Annotated in this window: 11 protein-coding genes and 2 pseudogenes; 8 read left to right on the top strand and 5 right to left on the bottom strand. The window is 72.6% G+C overall.

Annotated features, from left to right (window positions below; genetic code table 11):
- The first annotated feature begins 52 nt into the window (after window positions 1–52).
- The 4 genes from ACFYQQ_RS12900 to glgB are packed head-to-tail and all read left to right on the top strand — an operon-like array spanning window position 53 to window position 7,597.
- A complete protein-coding gene (locus tag ACFYQQ_RS12900) occupies window positions 53–2,110 on the top strand; it encodes an alpha-1,4-glucan--maltose-1-phosphate maltosyltransferase (RefSeq protein ID WP_388904471.1) in 2,058 nt (685 codons plus the stop codon).
- The gene (gene treS, locus ACFYQQ_RS12905; protein ID WP_388904473.1) at window positions 2,107–3,825 is read left to right on the top strand and encodes a maltose alpha-D-glucosyltransferase; all 1,719 of its coding nucleotides are present in this window, start codon (window positions 2,107–2,109) and stop codon (window positions 3,823–3,825) included. Before ACFYQQ_RS12900 ends, treS begins: the two co-directional genes overlap by 4 nt.
- Window positions 3,826–3,853: 28 nt before the next feature.
- Complete coding sequence (locus tag ACFYQQ_RS12910) at window positions 3,854–5,245, top strand: phosphotransferase (protein ID WP_356243534.1); 1,392 nt, start codon at window positions 3,854–3,856, stop codon at window positions 5,243–5,245.
- A gap of 54 nt (window positions 5,246–5,299) precedes the next feature.
- Window positions 5,300–7,597: a 1,4-alpha-glucan branching enzyme gene (glgB, locus tag ACFYQQ_RS12915; protein WP_388904475.1), complete on the top strand. Its 2,298-nt coding sequence runs from the start codon at window positions 5,300–5,302 to the stop codon at window positions 7,595–7,597.
- Between the two features lie 25 nt (window positions 7,598–7,622).
- Here glgB and ACFYQQ_RS12920 read toward each other — a convergent pair whose 3' ends face one another.
- On the bottom strand, window positions 7,623–9,044 hold the full coding sequence (locus ACFYQQ_RS12920; protein WP_388904477.1) for a M1 family metallopeptidase: 1,422 nt from the start codon (window positions 9,042–9,044) through the stop codon (window positions 7,623–7,625).
- 133 nt (window positions 9,045–9,177) lie between these two features.
- On the bottom strand, window positions 9,178–9,966 hold the full coding sequence (locus tag ACFYQQ_RS12925) for a PIG-L deacetylase family protein (RefSeq protein WP_356164076.1): 789 nt from the start codon (window positions 9,964–9,966) through the stop codon (window positions 9,178–9,180).
- 198 nt (window positions 9,967–10,164) lie between these two features.
- Between ACFYQQ_RS12925 and ACFYQQ_RS12930 the strand changes: the two are divergent.
- Window positions 10,165–11,021, top strand: a pseudogene (locus ACFYQQ_RS12930) (Gfo/Idh/MocA family protein).
- Between the two features lie 72 nt (window positions 11,022–11,093).
- Complete coding sequence (locus ACFYQQ_RS12935; protein ID WP_355794511.1) at window positions 11,094–12,062, top strand: ATP-dependent DNA ligase; 969 nt, start codon at window positions 11,094–11,096, stop codon at window positions 12,060–12,062.
- Window positions 12,063–12,091: 29 nt separating this feature from the next.
- Here ACFYQQ_RS12935 and ACFYQQ_RS12940 read toward each other — a convergent pair whose 3' ends face one another.
- Both ACFYQQ_RS12940 and ACFYQQ_RS12945 read right to left on the bottom strand, forming a co-directional pair.
- Complete coding sequence (locus tag ACFYQQ_RS12940; protein WP_388904480.1) at window positions 12,092–13,432, bottom strand: MFS transporter; 1,341 nt, start codon at window positions 13,430–13,432, stop codon at window positions 12,092–12,094.
- A 74-nt stretch (window positions 13,433–13,506) separates the two neighbouring features.
- Window positions 13,507–14,136, bottom strand: coding sequence for a TetR/AcrR family transcriptional regulator (locus ACFYQQ_RS12945; RefSeq protein WP_356164084.1), 630 nt, complete (start codon window positions 14,134–14,136; stop codon window positions 13,507–13,509).
- A gap of 102 nt (window positions 14,137–14,238) precedes the next feature.
- Between ACFYQQ_RS12945 and ACFYQQ_RS12950 the strand changes: the two are divergent.
- Window positions 14,239–15,183, top strand: a pseudogene (locus tag ACFYQQ_RS12950) (DMT family transporter); the annotation flags it as partial.
- On the opposite strand, the gene ACFYQQ_RS12955 reads toward ACFYQQ_RS12950, so the two are convergent.
- Window positions 15,133–15,744 carry a LysE family transporter gene (locus ACFYQQ_RS12955; protein WP_356243521.1) on the bottom strand — a complete coding sequence of 204 codons (612 nt, stop codon included), beginning with the start codon at window positions 15,742–15,744 and terminating at the stop codon, window positions 15,133–15,135. The pseudogene ACFYQQ_RS12950 and the gene ACFYQQ_RS12955 sit on opposite strands and share 51 nt — an antisense overlap.
- Before the next feature lie 66 nt (window positions 15,745–15,810).
- Here ACFYQQ_RS12955 and ACFYQQ_RS12960 point away from each other — a divergent pair, with 66 nt between their 5' ends.
- Window positions 15,811–16,722, top strand: coding sequence for a LysR family transcriptional regulator ArgP (locus tag ACFYQQ_RS12960; protein WP_388904483.1), 912 nt, complete (start codon window positions 15,811–15,813; stop codon window positions 16,720–16,722).
- The last annotated feature ends 29 nt before the right edge of the window (window positions 16,723–16,751 follow it).

Below are 16,751 nucleotides of genomic sequence, written 5' to 3' on the forward strand. Positions count from 1 at the left end.
GATGCAGCTCTCAACCGCAGGCGTGTGCTTGAGGACGGCGGAGGCGAACCCCATGGACCTGGAAGGCAACCCGGCCACCGGCCGCATCCCGATCGTGGATGTGCGGCCCGTCGTCGACCGCGGCACCCGGCCGGCGAAAGCCGTCGTGGACGAGACCTTCCAGGTCACCGCCACCCTCTTCGGTGAGGGCCACGACGCGGTCGGGGCCAACGTCGTGCTGAGCGGACCGGACGGCCGGGAGGGCCCCTGGACCCCGATGCGCGAACTCGCCCCGGGCTCCGACCGATGGGGAGCCGAGGTCACCCCCGAGGCGGCCGGCGCGTGGACGTACCGCGTGGAGGCGTGGAGCGATCCCATCGCCGCCTGGCGGCACGCCGCGGGGATAAAGGTCCCCGCCGGCATCGACATCCCGCTGATCCTGGACGAAGGTGCCGCGCTGTTCGAGCGGGCCGCCGCCGGGGCCCCGCGGGGCGCCGCCCGCCGGACGCTCAAGGTCGCCGCGCGGACGCTGCGCGACGACTCCAGGCCGGCGGAAGCACGCCTGTCGGACGCGCTGACCCCCGAGGTGGACGCCGTCCTCGCCGCCCACCCCCTGCGCGACCGGCTCACCCGTACGGAGCCCATGCCCCTGCTCGTGGAGCGCGAACGGGCCCTGTACGGCGCCTGGTACGAGTTCTTCCCGCGCTCCGAGGGCGCCGTGGTCCGGCCGGGCGAGCCGCCGGTCAGCGGGACGTTCCGCACGGCCGCCGAGCGGCTGCCCGCGATCGCGGAGATGGGCTTCGACGTCGTCTACCTGCCGCCGATCCACCCGATCGGCACCACCTTCCGCAAGGGCCCGAACAACACCCTCTCGGCCAGCCGGCAGGACGTGGGCGTGCCGTGGGCGATCGGCTCGCCGGAGGGCGGCCACGACGCCGTCCACCCGGACCTGGGCACGATCGAGGACTTCGACGCCTTCGTACGGCGGGCCTCGGGCCTCGGTCTGGAGGTGGCCCTGGACTTCGCGCTCCAGTGCTCCCCCGACCACCCGTGGGTCGAGAAGCACCCCGAGTGGTTCCAGCACCGTCCGGACGGGACCATCGCGTACGCGGAGAACCCGCCGAAGAAGTACCAGGACATCTACCCGATCGCCTTCGACCGGGACATGCCGGGCCTGGTCGAGGAGACCGTGCGCGTCCTGCGGCACTGGATGGACCACGGCGTGCGGATCTTCCGGGTGGACAACCCGCACACCAAGCCGGTGGTGTTCTGGGAGCAGGTCATCGCGGACGTCAACCGCGCCGACCCCGACGTGATCTTCCTGGCCGAGGCGTTCACCCGGCCCGCGGTCATGAACCGGCTGGCCGCGGTGGGCTTCCAGCAGTCGTACACCTACTTCACCTGGCGCAACACCCGCCAGGAACTCACGGAGTACCTGACCGAGCTGTCGGGCGAGTCGGCCGCGTACATGCGGCCCAACCTCTTCGTGAACACCCCCGACATCCTCCCGGCCTACCTCCAGCACGGCGGGCGCCCCGCCTTCGAGGTGCGGGCGGTGCTCGCCGCGACCCTCTCCCCCGCGTGGGGTGTCTACGCCGGCTACGAGCTGTGCGAGAACACCCCCGTCCGCGCGGGCAGCGAGGAGTACCTGGACTCCGAGAAGTACCAGCTCCGGCCCCGCGACTGGGAGTCCGCCGAGCGGGACGGCCGGACGATCGCCCCGCTGATCGCCCGGCTGAACCGGATCAGGCGCTCGCACGGCGCCCTGCGCCGGCTGCGCAACCTGCGCTTCCACCGGGCGGACAACGACGCGCTGATCGCGTACAGCAAGCGCGACGGCTCGGACACGGTTCTCGTGGTGGCGAACCTCGACCCTCACCACACCCAGGAGGCCACGGTCTCGTTGGACATGCCGCAACTCGGCCTGGACTGGCACGAGACGGTGCCCGTGCACGACGAGCTCACCGGCGAGACCTACCACTGGGGCAGCACGAACTACGTGCGGCTGGCCCCCGGCGGTGCGCATGTCCTCGCCGTGGGCCGGGAGGCTGAGAACCACGACTCCCCGGATGAGCACGGCACCGCCCTGCGCCCGTCCTCATCGCAGATCGGAGGGTCGGTCACCACATGATCGTCAACGAACCCGTCCCGGACACCTTCGAGGACACCCCCGCCAAGGACCGCGACCCCGAATGGTTCAAACGAGCCGTCTTCTACGAGGTCCTAGTCCGCTCCTTCCAGGACAGCAACGGCGACGGCGTAGGTGACCTCAAGGGCCTCACGAGCAAACTCGACTACCTCCAGTGGCTCGGCGTCGACTGCCTCTGGCTGCCGCCCTTCTTCAAGTCACCGCTGCGCGACGGCGGTTACGACGTCAGCGACTACACCGCCGTACTGCCCGAGTTCGGCGACCTCGCCGACTTCGTGGAGTTCGTCGACGCCGCCCACCAGCGCGGCATGCGCGTCATCATCGACTTCGTCATGAACCACACCAGCGACCAGCACCCGTGGTTCCAGGAGTCCCGCAACAACCCCGACGGCCCCTACGGCGACTACTACGTCTGGGCCGACGACGACAAGCAGTACCAGGACGCCCGCATCATCTTCGTCGACACCGAAGCATCCAACTGGACCTTCGACCCCGTCCGCAAGCAGTACTTCTGGCACCGCTTCTTCTCCCACCAGCCCGACCTCAACTACGAGAACCCACGGGTCCAGGAGGAGATCCTGGCGGCCCTGCGGTTCTGGCTGGACCTCGGCATCGACGGGTTCCGGCTGGACGCGGTCCCCTACCTCTTCACGGAGGAGGGCACGAACTGCGAGAACCTGGCCGCGACCCACGAGTTCCTCAAGCGGGTCCGCACCGAGATCGACGCCCACTACCCGGACACCGTGCTGCTGGCCGAGGCCAACCAGTGGCCGGAGGACGTCGTCGACTACTTCGGCGACTACGCCGCCGGCGGCGACGAGTGCCACATGGCCTTCCACTTCCCGGTGATGCCCCGCATCTTCATGGCCGTCCGCCGCGAGTCGCGCTACCCCGTCTCCGAAATCCTCGCCAAGACCCCCGCCATCCCCTCGAACTGCCAGTGGGGCATCTTCCTGCGCAACCACGACGAGCTGACCCTGGAGATGGTCACCGACGAGGAACGCGACTACATGTACGCGGAGTACGCCAAGGACCCGCGCATGCGCGCCAACATCGGCATCCGGCGGCGCCTCGCCCCGCTGCTGGACAACGACCGCAACCAGATCGAACTGTTCACCGCGCTGCTGCTGTCCCTGCCCGGCTCGCCGATCCTCTACTACGGCGACGAGATCGGCATGGGCGACAACATCTGGCTCGGCGACCGCGACGCCGTCCGCACCCCCATGCAGTGGACCCCGGACCGCAACGCGGGCTTCTCCACCTGTGACCCCGGCCGCCTCTCCCTGCCGACGATCATGGACCCGGTCTACGGCTACCAGGTCACCAACGTCGAAGCGTCCATGAGCAGCCCCTCCAGCCTGCTCCACTGGACCCGGCGCATGATCGAGATCCGCAAGCAGAACAAGGCGTTCGGCCTCGGTTCCTACACCGAACTCCCCTCCACCAACCCGGCCGTCATCGCGTTCCTGCGCGAGTACAAGGACGACCTCGTCCTGTGCGTGCACAACTTCTCCCGCTTCGCACAGCCGACCGAGCTGGACCTGCGGGAGTTCGACGGGCGGCACCCGGTCGAGCTGATCGGCGGGGTGCGCTTCCCGGCCATCGGCGAGCTGCCGTACCTGCTGACGCTGGCGGGCCACGGCTTCTACTGGTTCCGGCTCCGGGCCCTCTCCTCCCGCGTCATCCGGCGTTCTTGATCGTGTACATCTGAAAGGACGCGTCGCCATGCCGAAGATTGCACTGCAAAGACCGAGCAGCCTCGATCGCGCCCCGCTGCTCAGCTCGCTCGCCGAGCTGCTGCACGCATGGCTGCCGCGGCAGCGCTGGTTCGCGGGGAAGGGCCGGACCATCACGGACCTGACCCTGCTGTCGGTGACCGAGTTGCACCCGGGCTGTCTGCATCTTCTGGTACGGGCCGAGCACGAGGGCCCGCCGGCCGGTCGCGGACCCGGCACCTCTCCCCCGCCCGACGACTGCTACCAGCTGCTCCTGGGCGTGCGGGAGTTCCTGCCGCCCAAGCTGGCGCACGCCGTCATCGGGCGGGCCGACGAGGGTCCGCTGGCCGGCCTCATGGTGTACGACGCGCTCCAGGACTCCGAGGCCGCGGGGCTGCTGCTGGAGCGGCTGCGCCACCCGGGGACGGCGGGCCCGCTGCGCTTCGAACGGGACACCCGGGTGCCGCTGCCCCACGGGCTGGCCCCGCGCCTGCTGGACGCCGAGCAGTCCAACACCTCACTGGTGTACGGCGACTCCTTCATCCTGAAGGTGTTCCGCCGCATCCAGCCGGGCGTCAACCCGGACCTGGAGGTGCCCGCGTCGCTGGCCCGGCAGGGCTGCACGCGGGTGCCCGCGCCGGCCGCCTGGTTCCAGACCTCGCACCCCGAGCAGGCGACGCTGGGTGTCCTCCAGCCGTACCTGCGCGACGCCACCGACGGCTGGGCACTGGCGCTGGAGACGCTCAGCTCGGAACGGGACTTCACCCAGGAGGCGTACGCGCTCGGACGGGCCACGGCCGAGGTGCACCTGGCGCTCGCCAAGGCCTTCCCCCTCGACACCCCGACCCGGCGCCACAACAGGCGCTTGGCGGAGGCGATGACCGAACGCCTGCACGCCACCGCCCGTTCCGTCCCCGCGCTGCTGCCGTACGTGCCCGGGCTGCAGAGCGCGTACGACGCGCTCGCGCGCCTCGACACCGCCCGTCCCGCCCAGCGGATCCACGGCGACCTCCACCTCGGCCAGGTGCTGCGGACCGGGCGGCGGTGGTTCGTGATCGACTTCGAGGGCGAACCGGCCCGTCCGCTCGCCGAGCGCCGGCGCGCCCAGTCCCCCGCCCGCGACGTCGCGGGCATGCTGCGCTCCTTCGACTACGCGGCCCGCTCCCGGCGCCCGTGGCGGCCGGAATGGGCCCAGCGCTGCCGCGAGGCGTACTGCGCGGGCTATGCCGCCGAGGCACGCTGGGACCCCCGGGAGGAACCCGAGGTGCTGCGGGCGTACGAGACGGACCGGGCGGTCTACGAGGTGCTGTACGAGGCCCGGCACCGGCCCGACTGGCTGCCCGTGCCGATGGCGGCGATCACCCGGCTCGCCGAGACGCCGCTCAACCCCCGGCGGCAGTAGCGCGCGCCCCTTTTTCGTTCCCGCTTTCTCTCTGCTCAAGGAGGCCCAAGAGCCGTGGCACCCCACACCACAGTCGTTCCCGATCCGTCCGCTCCCGTCCTGTCGGCCGGGACCCCGGAGCCCGCCGCCATGACATCCCGGGCGGGACCGCCGCGACCCGGGCACGGCACCCCGGGCGTCCGCCCGGCCGAGGCCATGGACGCGACGGACCGCGCGCGGCTGCTGTCGGGTGCCCACCACGACCCGCACGCCCTGCTGGGCGCCCACCCCGTCCCGGGCGGCGTCAGGTTCCGCGTCCTGCGCCCGTACGCCCGGACGGTGGCCGTCCGGGTCGACGGGGAGCGCACGGAGCTGCGCGACGAGGGCGACGGCCTGTTCTCCGGCGTCCTGCCTCTCGACGCCGTCCCCGCGTACACGCTGCTCGTGGCCTACGACGGCGACGAGTCCGAGGTGGCGGACCCCTACCGCTTCCTGCCCGCCCTCGGTGAACTCGACCTGCACCTGATCGCCGAGGGGCGCCACGAGGAGCTGTGGCGGGCCCTGGGCGCGCAGCCGATGGTCCACGAGGGGGTCGTCGGCACCCGCTTCACGGTCTGGGCGCCGAACGCCCGGGGCGTCAGGGTGTGCGGGGACTTCTGCCACTGGGACGGCGCCGCGTACCCGATGCGCTCGCTCGGCTCCACCGGAGTGTGGGAGCTGTTCCTTCCCGGCATCGGGGCGGGAACGGCGTACAAGTTCGACATCACCCGCCCGGACGGCACGCACACGATGCGCGCCGACCCGATGGCCCGGCGTGCCGAGGTGCCCCCGGCGACCGCGTCGATCGTGACGGAGTCGGCGTACGAGTGGGGTGACCAGGACTGGATGGCGCACCGCGGCGACGTCCCGGTGCACGAGGCCCCGTTCTCGGTGTACGAGGTGCATCTGGCCTCCTGGCGGCCCGGCCTGAGCTACCGCGAGCTGGCGGAGGAGCTTCCGCGGTACGTCTCCGAACTCGGGTTCACGCACGTCGAGTTGATGCCGGTCGCCGAGCACCCCTTCGGCGGTTCCTGGGGCTACCAGATCACCGGGTTCTACGCCCCGACCTCCCGGCTCGGCACCCCGGACGACTTCAAGTACCTGGTCGACGCCCTGCACCGGGCCGGGATCGGCGTGCTCATGGACTGGGTGCCCGCGCACTTCCCGCGCGACGACTGGGCACTGGCCCAGTTCGACGGCACCCCGCTGTACGAGCACGGCGACCCCCACCGGGCCGCGCACCCCGACTGGGGCACGCTGGAATTCGACTACGGACGCCGCGAGGTGCGGAACTTCCTCGTCGCCAACGCCGTGTACTGGTGCGAGGAGTTCCACATCGACGGCCTGCGCGTGGACGCCGTCGCCTCCATGCTCTACCTCGACTACTCGCGCGAGCCCGGACAGTGGACGCCGAACATGTACGGCGGCAACGAGGACCCGCACGCCGTCTCCTTCCTCCAGGAGATGAACGCCACCGTGTACCGGCGGAACCCGGGCGTGGTCACCATCGCCGAGGAGTCGACCGCCTGGAACGGTGTCACCCGGCCGACCTCCGACGGGGGCCTCGGCTTCGGGCTGAAGTGGAACATGGGCTGGATGCACGACTCGCTGGTCTACATCTCGAAGGACCCGGTGCACCGTAAGTACCACCACAACGAGATGACCTTCTCGATGGTGTACGCGTACAGCGAGAACTACGTGCTGCCCATCTCCCACGACGAGGTCGTGCACGGCAAGCAGGCGCTCGTGGCCAAGATGCCCGGCGACTGGTGGCAGCAGCGGGCCAACGAACGCGCCTACCTGGGCTACATGTGGGCCCACCCGGGCAAGCAACTCCTGTTCATGGGGCAGGAGTTCGCTCAGGGCGGGGAGTGGTCGGAGGCCCAGGGGCCCGACTGGTGGCTGCTGGACCCGGGGTACGAGGCCGAGCCCGACCACCGCGGGGTCCGCGACCTGGTCCGCGACCTCAACGCCCGCTACAAGGGCGAGCCGGCGCTGTGGCAGCGCGACACCGACCCCTCGGGCTTCTCCTGGGTGGTGGGCGACGCGGCCGAGGACAACGTGTTCGCCTTCCTCCGCCACGCCGCCGACGGCTCCCCGCTGCTCGCCGTCAGCAACTTCTCCCCGGTCGTGCGGCACGACTTCCGGCTCGGGGTGCCGGACGACGTGCCCGCCTGGCACGAGGTCCTCAACACCGACCTCGCCCGGTACGGCGGCAGCGACGTCACCAACTCCGGTGTGCTGAAGCCCGATCCGGAGCCGAGCCACGGCCGTCCGGCGTCGCTGCGGCTGACGCTGCCCCCGCTGGCGACGCTCTGGCTGCGACCCGTCTGACGGCGGGCCGCGGCCGGGCGGTCCCTCAGGGCCGCTGCGGCTTGCCCGCCGTGCCGATCCAGGTGCGGAACAGCGCGTCGAGGTCCTTGCCGGACAGCCGCTCGGCGAGACGCGTGAACTGCGCCGTGGTGCCGTGGCCGTCCCGGTGGTCGGCGGCCCAGGTACGCAGGACGCGGAAGAAGACCGGGTCGCCGACGGCGGTGCGCAGTTTGTGCAGGGCCATGGCTCCGCGGGCGTAGACGGGGGTCGCGAAGATGTGGGCTCCGTCGCCGGGGTCGGCGGGGGCGAACGCCCACAGGTCGTCGGCCGCCGGGCGCGCGTACAGGTCGTCGAAGGCCTTCTGGGCGCTCTCGCCGCCGTGCTGCTCGGCGTAGAGCCACTCGGCGTAGGTCGCGAAGCCCTCGTTGAGCCAGATGTCCTTCCAGCTGGTCAGGGAGACCGAGTCGCCGAACCACTGGTGCGCGCTCTCGTGGACGAGGGTGCCGAGGTCAGGTGCGCGGTCGTAGACGGGGCGGGTCTGGGTCTCCAGCGCGTATCCGACCCGCGGGGCGTGGTCGACCACGGCGCCGGCGGCGCGGAAGGGGTACGGGCCGAACAGCTTGCTCTCCCAGGCCAGTACCGACGGCAGCTTCTTGAGGACGGGTGCCGCCTCGGCCGCCTCGCGCGGGTCGACGGCGTTGTAGACCTCGATCCCGTCCGCGGTCCTGTACCGCTCGACCTCGAACGTGCCCACCGTCGCGGTGGCCAGGTACGCGGCCATCGGCTCGGCCTGCCGCCAGCGGAAGGTGGTGCGGCCGTGGGCGGTCCGCCGGCCGAGCAGGACGCCGTTGGAGACCGCGGTGCGCCCCTCGGGCACGGTGAGGGTGATGTCGTAGGACGCCTTGTCCTTGGGGTGGTTGTTGCCCGGGAACCAGGTCATGGCCCCCTGCGGTTCGCCCGCCACGAACGCCCCGTCGTCCGTGGGGATCCAGCCGTCCAGTGAGCCGTCGGGGTCGGTCACCGGGCCGGGCGTGCCGGCGTAGGTGACGGTGACACGGAACTCCCGGCCCTCGCGCAGCGCGTGCTTCGGGGTGATCACCAGTTCCTGGCCGTCCCGGCGGAAGGCGGCCTTGTCGTGGCCGACCGTCACGCCGGTGACCTTCAGTCCCTTGAGGTCGAGGTCGAAGCGGGTGAGCCGCTGGGTGGCGCGGGCGGTGACGACCGCCTTGCCGTCGAGGTGGCGGCTGCCGGGGTCGTAGCCGAGGGTCAGGGCGTAGTGGCGGACGTCGTAGCCGCCGTTGCCCGCGAGGGTGAAGTAGGGGTCGCCCACGCCGGGCGCTCCCCCGGCGGCAGCGGCGGGCGAGGCCGCGGCCAGCAGGGCCGCGACGGCGACGGGGACGACCGCGGCGACGGCTTCCCGGCGGAGGACGGCCGGGCGCCCGAAGGCCCGCTGACGGGGCAGAGTCACGTTCGCTCCTGGGGGTGGCGGTGATCAACGCCGATCAGCCTAGGGGTCTCGGGGCGGCGGGAAACCCTCGATCAGGTCAAGTTCCGCCGGAGCGGGGGCTGGTGCTCCGGCGGATCGGCCGTGGGGCCCGTGTTCACGCCCAGGGCGGCGGGCCGTCGGGGATGAGCTGGTGGACGTCGAAGAGGACCGCCGACTCGACGCCGAGGGCCTGGCCGGCCGTCCGGCCGACCCAGGTCAGGAACGCGCCCGGTTCGAAGGCCTGGTCCCCCAGTCCCTTGGTGTACTCGGCGTGGGCCTCCAGGGAGGCGATGCCCCGGCGCAGGGGTTCACCGGTGACGTCCACGCCGTGGGTGGGCCGTTCGGCGCCCGCGACGCACACCATGCGGACGCCGTTCCACGGCTGGAGGCCCTCGTCCTCCAGCTCCGGGAAGATCCAGCGGTTGCCCGCGTCCCGTGCCGCGTCGAGAGCGGCCAGGCCCACGGCGCGGTGGTCCGCCTGGTTGGTCATGCCGCCGATCATCCGGACGGAGAACGCGCCGGTGACCACGACCTCGGGGCGGTGGCGCCGCAGCGACCGCACGATGTCGCGCCGCAGGTCGAGTCCGTACTCGACGACACCGTCGCGGTGGTCGAGGAACTCGACGGTGCCGACGCCGACTTCGAGCGCGCCGGCCCGCTCCTCGGCCTCGCGCAGCGGCTTCGCCCGGTCGGGGTGCAGCGCGTCGATTCCTGCCTCGCCGCGCGTCGCGAGGAGGTAGGTGACCTGCTTGCCCTGGGCCGTCCAGCGGGCGACCGCGCACGCCGCGCCGTACTCCAGGTCGTCGGGGTGCGCCGCGACCGCGAGACATCGCTGCCAGTCCTCGGCCAGTGCGGGGAGCGAGGGGGCGTCCGCGACGCCGTCTTTGTCGTGAGTGGGGTCCATGACCGAATGATGACGCCGTGCGCCTGTTGTGCGACAGAGGCGCGAGGTGCGGATCCCCGGCGTGCGCGGCTCCGCGGCGGACGGGCTTCCCGGCCCTGGTCAGGACGCGGCATCTCGTGATGGAGTTCCGTCACCCGCGCCCCACGACAGAACGGACTCCCCGTGAACGGCACTCCGCCCGCCTGATCCTTCCCGCCGGTGGGGGTCGGGCTCGTCGGCGCGGGCCCCTGGGCGCGGGCCGTGCACGCGCGCGTGCTCGCCGCCGGGCCCGAGACGCTGCTGACCGGCGTGTGGGCGCGCCGCGCCGAGGCGGCCCGGGAGACCGCCGCACCGTACGGGGCCGCCGTCGCGGCGAGCTTCGAGGAACTGCTCGACGGCTGTGAGGCGGTCGCCTTCGCCGTGCCCCCGGCCGTCCAGGCGGACCTCGCCCTCCGTGCCGCGCGGGCGGGCAGGGCGCTGCTGCTGGAGAAGCCCCTCGGCGTCGACCTGCCCTCGGCCCGGCGGCTCGCCGACGCGGTCGAGGAGGCCAGGGTCGTCTCCCAGCTCGTGCTGTCCAACCGCTATCACCCCGCCGTCCGGGAGTTCATCGGCGCCGCACGCGGCCTGGACGTGGCGGGGCCCGCTCCTGCCTGGTGCACGGCGCCTTCCTCGGCGGTGACTTCGCGACCTCCTGGCGGCTGGAACACGGTGCGCTGCTTGACCTCGGCCCGCATCTGCTGGACCTGCTCGACGCGGCGGTCGGGCCGATCACCGGCATCCGGGGCACCGGTGACCCGCGCCACTGGATCGAGCTCACCTGCGAGCACGAGAACGGCGCGGTCAGCCAGGCCTCGCTCTCCGGGGCGGTGAACGTCTCGCAAGGCATCACCCGCGTCGAACTGTTCGGGGCGCAGCCGCCGCTCGTGTACGACAGCACAGGTCTCGACAGCGAGGAGGGCCGGCCGGTGCTGCGCCGGGAGTTCGCCACCGCCGTACGCACCGGGGTGCCGGGCGAGCTGGACGTCCGGCGCGGCCTTCGGCCGCAGACGCTGATGGCACGGGCCGTCAAGGGCTGACGGCGGCCCCGTTCAGGGGAAAGACCGGCGTGAAGGGCGTGGAACCGCGCTCGGGCGGTCGACAACTGAAGGGTGAGACTCCCGCGCATCGCCCCCATGCTCGCCACTCCAGGTGTGCTGCCCCCCACCGCACAGGACCCGCGCTGGGCCTACGAGACGAAGCAGGACGGGCAGCGCGTGGTGGTCTACCTGCCCGGGGACGGGAGCGTGCTGCTGCGCGCCCGGTCCGGGGACGACATCACCGCCGCTTACCCGGAACTGGGGGCGCTGGGCGGGGCTCTCGGGAGTACGCCGGCGGTCCTGGACGGGGAGATCCTGGTGCTGGACGAGCGGGGGCGTGGTGACTTCCAGCGGCTCCAGTCGCGGATGGGTCTCGCGCACGCCCCGGCCATGGCGGCACGTCGGGCCGCGGAGGCGCCCGCCCACCTGATGCTGTTCGACGTGATGCACCTGCGCGGCGACGACCTGACGCACCTCACCTACGCCCGCCGGCGCGGGGAGCTGGAGTCGCTCGACCTCGACGGGCCCGCCTGGTCCACGCCGTCCGCGATCGTGGGCCACGGGGAGGCGGCACTGCAGCTCACCCGCGACAACGGCCTGGAGGGGCTGGTCTGCAAGCGGCTGGACTCGGTCTACGAGCCCGGGGTCCGCTCCCGGGCCTGGATCAAGATCCGGAACCTGCTGACCGCGGACGTGATCATCGGCGGCTGGTCGCCGGGCCGCGGCAGGCTGACCGGACTGCCCGGTGCCGTTCTGGTGGGACAGCGCGAGGGCGGGCGGCTGCGCTACGTCGGCAGCGTGGGCACCGGCTGGAGCGAGGACGAGCGGGCGGCGCTCGCCCGGCTCCTGCATGCGGCGGCGAGCGACACCTGCCCCTTCGACCCGGTGCCGCACGCGCCGGGAGCGCGCTGGGTGCTGCCGCTGCTGGTCGGCGAGGTGCGCTACAGCACCCGTACGCGCGCCGGGCTGCTGCGGCAGCCGTCGTGGCACCGGCTCCGTCCGGACCTCGCTCCCGAGGACTCGGCCGCCGACCTCCCGTGAGGCGGCCGGGGCGCCCCGCTCCGCCGGGCTCACATCTCGTAGCGGCGCAGCGCCGGTGTCACGAAGGCCAGGAGCAGCGTGGTGGCCACGACCAGCAGTCCGCCGGCGACGACGGCCGTGCGTGCCCCGAGCAGTGAACCGGCCGTCCCGTGCAGGACGTCGGCGAGGCGGGGTCCGCCCGCGACCACGACGGTGAAGACGCCCTGCATCCGCCCGCGCATCTCGTCCGTCGCCGCCGACAGGAGGATGGCGCCGCGGAAGACCATGGAGACCATGTCGGCGACGCCGGCCGCGGCGAGGAACGCGACGGCCACCCAGAGGCTGGTGCTCAGTCCGAAGCCGGTGATCGCCACGCCCCAGGCCACCACGGCGGCGATGACCATGAAGCCGTGCCGGCGGGCCCGCGAGAACGTGCCGGACAGGAGTCCGCCGGCCATGGCGCCGACGGGGATCGCCGCGAACAGCAGGCCGAGGGCGAGTCCTTCGCCGTAGGGCGCGTACGTCTCGGAGGCGAGCTGCGGGAAGAGGGCCCGGGGCATGCCGAAGACCATGGCGACGATGTCGGCGAGGAAGGACAGCAGCAGCACCTTGTGCAGCGAGATGTAGCGGAAGCCCGCGACGACCTCGCGCAGTCCGGCGCGGCGGGCCGCCGAGGCGGCGAGTGGCGGCAGCGCGGGGAGCCGGTGCACGGCCCACACGGTGACGCACAGGGCGAGGGCGTCGATGAGGTACAGCTCGGCCAGGCCGATCACGGGGATCAGGGCGCCGGCGAGCAGCGGGCCCGCCACCAGGCCGACCTGCATGACGGTCGAGCCGAGCGCGTTCGCCGCGGGCAGTTCCTCCGGCGGGACCAGGCGGGCGATGGAGGCGGTACGGGCGGGGGCGTTGAGGCCGAAGAACGCCTGCTGGAGGGCGAGCAGCACCATCAGGACGAGCACCGAGCCGAGTCCGGTGGCCGCCTGTATCCAGAACAGCAGCGAGGTGACGGCGACGCCGGTGTTGGTGACGAGGAGCAGTTTGCGGCGGTCCATGCTGTCGGCGACCGCGCCGCCCCACAGCGCGAAGACGACCAGCGGCAGGAGGCCGGCGAGGCTCGCGTAGCCGACCCAGGCGGAGGAGCCGGTGATGTCGTAGATCTGCTTGGGGACGGCGACGGCGGTGAGCTGGCTGCCCACGGCGGTGACGACGGTCGACGACCAGAGCCGCCGGTAGGCCGGACGGCGCAGCGGCCGGGTGTCCATGGCCCAGCGGCGCCATCCGGTCTGCCGGGCGGCGGGCTCGGCCGGTCGCGGCTTCGCGTCGTGGGGTTCCGCGTCGTTGTCGGTGGTGTTGCTGCTGGTGTCCACGGCCGTCCTGGATGCTCGATACATCTTTCGGTGTCAGCCCTCACTATCGTCGACCGCGGCAACCACTCGCACCGGGGGCCCGCATGGAGGACGAGGCGTCAGCCCTCCCGTCCTTGGGCGGCGGCCCGTGCCACCACCCGGCAGGCCTCGGTGCGGGCGTGGTCGACCGCTCCGGGGAAGACGTTCATGCCGTGGGCGACGAGGGCGCCTTCGTGCAGCAGCATCAGGGTGCGCCCGGCGGACTCGGCCGCCTCCGGGACGAGCGGTCGTACGAGGTCGGTGAAGAGGGTGAGCATCCACTGCTTCTGGCCGTCGATGATCGCGGACGCCGGGTGGGCCGGGTCGTCGATCTCCGCGTGCGCGTTGACCATGCCGCACCCCCGGGGGCCGTGCACCCGTGTCCAGTCCCGTGAGGCGTCGAAGACGGCGGCGACCTTCTCCTCGGGGGTGCGTGCGGCTTCGAGCCGGGGGGCGAGGAAGGCCCGCCAGCGCTCGTCCCGGCCGGCCAGGTACTCGACGACGATCTGCTCCTTGGAGCCGAAGCGGTCGTACAGGGTCTTCTTGGTGACCCCCGCCTCGGCCGCGATCAGGTCGACGCCGACCGCGTGGATGCCGCGCTCGTAGAACAGCCTGCCCGCCGCCTCCAGGACGCGGCGGGCCGCCGGGGTGAGGGTCACCCGGCGGGGGGCGGCCCCGGCCTCGCGGGGGGATCCGGTCGCACTCGTCATGCCACCACAGTAAACCGATCCGTATACTCGACAGCGAAGTAAACAGATCGGTCTACTCGACACGCGGCCGGTCCGGACCTCGGCCCGGGAGGTGTCTCCGCAGTGAACCCGCTGCTCTCCATCGCATTCGTCGTCGCCTGGAGCTCCGGCTTCATCGGCGCCGGGCTCGGGGCGGGAAGCGCGCCCGCGGTCACGCTGCTGCTGTGGCGGTTCCTGCCCCTGGCCGCCGTCCTGGGCATGGCCTCCCTGACGGTCACGCGGCGCGCGTGGCGCGGGGCGACACGCAGGGAGCTCGCCCGGCAGGTCCTCGTGGGGGCCCTGTCGCAGAGCGGCTACCTCCTGACCGTGTACTACGCCATCCAGCTCGGCGTCTCCACCGGCACGACGGCCCTCATCGACGGCACGCAGCCCCTGGTGACCGGGGCGCTCGCGGGCCCTCTCCTCGGCACCCGCGTCACCCGGACGCAGTGGGCCGGGCTGGCCCTGGGCGTCACCGGCGTCGCCGTGGTCACGTCGGCCGACGCGGGAGCCGCCGAGGGGGTCCCCGGGTGGGCGTACCTCGTGCCGTTCCTCGGCATGCTCTGCCTGGTGGCGGCCACGATCCTGGACCGGCGCTCCCCCTCCCAGGTCCCTCCGTCCGTGGCCATGACGGTCCACGTCGGGACCAGCGCCGTCGTCTTCGGCGCGTTCGCCGCCGCGACCGGGACGGCGGCCCCGCCCTCCGCCACGCCCTTCTGGGTCGCCGTCGCCTGGCTCGTCGTACTGCCCACGTTCGGCGGCTACGGCCTGTACTGGCTCCTCCTGCGGCGCTGCGGAGTGACCCGGGTCAACACCCTCATGTTCCTGATGGCGCCGGTGACCGCCGTGTGGGGAGCGCTGATGTTCGGCGAACCGTTCGGAGTGCAGACGGGTGCGGGGCTGGCGCTGGGCCTGACGGCCGTCGCCGTGGTGCACCGGGGCGAGCGCAGGCGGCCACAGCCTCACGGACAGGGCGGATCAGGCTCCGGCGATGAGCGAGGCGCCCAGGCCGATCATCGTCGCGGCGACGAGACCGTCCAGCACGCGCCACGACGAGGGCCGGGCCAGGAAGCGGCTCAGCAGACGGGCGCCGAAGCCCAGCGCGGTGAACCAGCACAGGCTCGCGAGGACGGCACCGAGCCCGAAGGTCCACCGCAGCGGGCCCCGGTCGGCGGCCACGGACCCGAGGAGGAAGACCGTGTCCAGGTAGACGTGCGGGTTGAGCCAGGTCATCGCCAGACAGGTCAGCACCGCCCGCCGCCGCGACCCGGCCGCCTCCCCCTCCACCCGCAGGGCGGCCGGCCGGAACACCCGACGGGCGGCCAGCACGCCGTAGACGACCAGGAAGGCCCCGCCGACCACGCCCACCGCGGTCAGCACCTCGGGCCAGGCCACGACCACCGCGCCCACCCCGCCGACCCCGAGCGCGATCAGCACGGCGTCGGACACCGCACAGATGCCCACCACCGCGAGGACCGCGTCGCGGCGGACGCCCTGGCGCAGCACGAAGGCGTTCTGGGCGCCGATCGCGACGATGAGTGAGAGCCCGGTGCCGAATCCGGCCGCCGCGGCGCTGAAGGCGTTGGTCATGCGACCGACGCTAGGAAGAGCTCGCCCGAAAGTACAGCTAAAGATTCTCACCTATCATTAGCTCCCGTGATGACAGAGTTGCCGCTCGACCAGGTCCGCACCCTGCTCGCGGTCGTCGACGAGGGCACCTTCGACGCCGCGGCCCGCGCCCTGCACGTGACCCCCTCCGCGGTCAGCCAGCGCGTCAAGGCACTCGAACAGCGCACCGGGCGCGTCCTGCTGACCCGGACGAAACCGGTGCGGCCGACCGAGTCCGGCGAGGTCGTGGTGCGCTTCGCCCGTCAGCTGGCCCGGCTGGAGCGCGACGCGCACGCGGAGCTGGGCATGACGGACTCCGGCGAGCCCACACGGCTGTCGATCGCCGTGAACTCCGACTCCCTCGCCACCTGGTTCCTGCCGGCGCTCACCCGCGTACCGCAAGACCTGCGCCTCTCCTTCGAGCTGCGCCGCGAGGACCAGGACCACACCGCCGCCCTGCTCCGGGAGGGCCGGGTGATGGCGGCCGTGACCTCCTCGCCCGATCCCGTGACCGGCTGTTCCGTGCGCCCGCTCGGACGCATGCCCTACCTCCCGGTGGCGAGCCCCGCCTGGGCCGGGAGGTGGCTCGGCGGACAGCCGGACACCCCGCTGCACGAAGTGCTCGCGCAGGCGCCCGTCGTCGCCTTCGACCGGCGCGACGACCTCCAGGACGCCTTCGTCCGCGCGCTCCGCGGCCCGGGGCACCGCGCCGCCGCCCTGCGCCACTTCGTGCCCACCTCGGAGGGCTTCGTCGACGCCGTCGTGGCCGGGATGGGCTGGGGCATGGTGCCGGTCGTACAGGCGGCAGCGCTGCTGGACGACGGACGGCTCGTCCCGCTCGACCCGGAGCGCGGTGTCGACGTGCCGCTGTACTGGCAGCAGTGGAAACTCGACTCGCCGGCGCTCACCGCGGTGGCCGACGCGGTGGCGGCCACCGCGAGAGAGGCACTCACGGCCTGACGAGGGCCGACTCCCGTACAGCTCCGAAC

This window comes from Streptomyces sp. NPDC005496, assembly GCF_042872045.1.
GTDB lineage: Bacteria > Actinomycetota > Actinomycetes > Streptomycetales > Streptomycetaceae > Streptomyces.

Coding starts and splice junctions, on each gene's coding strand:
- ACFYQQ_RS12900 (WP_388904471.1), top strand. CDS start 53: ATGGACCTGGAAGGCAACCCGGCCACCGGCCGCATCCCGATCGTGGAT.
- treS (WP_388904473.1), top strand. CDS start 2,107: ATGATCGTCAACGAACCCGTCCCGGACACCTTCGAGGACACCCCCGCC.
- ACFYQQ_RS12910 (WP_356243534.1), top strand. CDS start 3,854: ATGCCGAAGATTGCACTGCAAAGACCGAGCAGCCTCGATCGCGCCCCG.
- ACFYQQ_RS12925 (WP_356164076.1), bottom strand. CDS start 9,966: ATGGACCCCACTCACGACAAAGACGGCGTCGCGGACGCCCCCTCGCTC.
- ACFYQQ_RS12940 (WP_388904480.1), bottom strand. CDS start 13,432: ATGTATCGAGCATCCAGGACGGCCGTGGACACCAGCAGCAACACCACC.
- ACFYQQ_RS12945 (WP_356164084.1), bottom strand. CDS start 14,136: ATGACGAGTGCGACCGGATCCCCCCGCGAGGCCGGGGCCGCCCCCCGC.
- ACFYQQ_RS12955 (WP_356243521.1), bottom strand. CDS start 15,744: ATGACCAACGCCTTCAGCGCCGCGGCGGCCGGATTCGGCACCGGGCTC.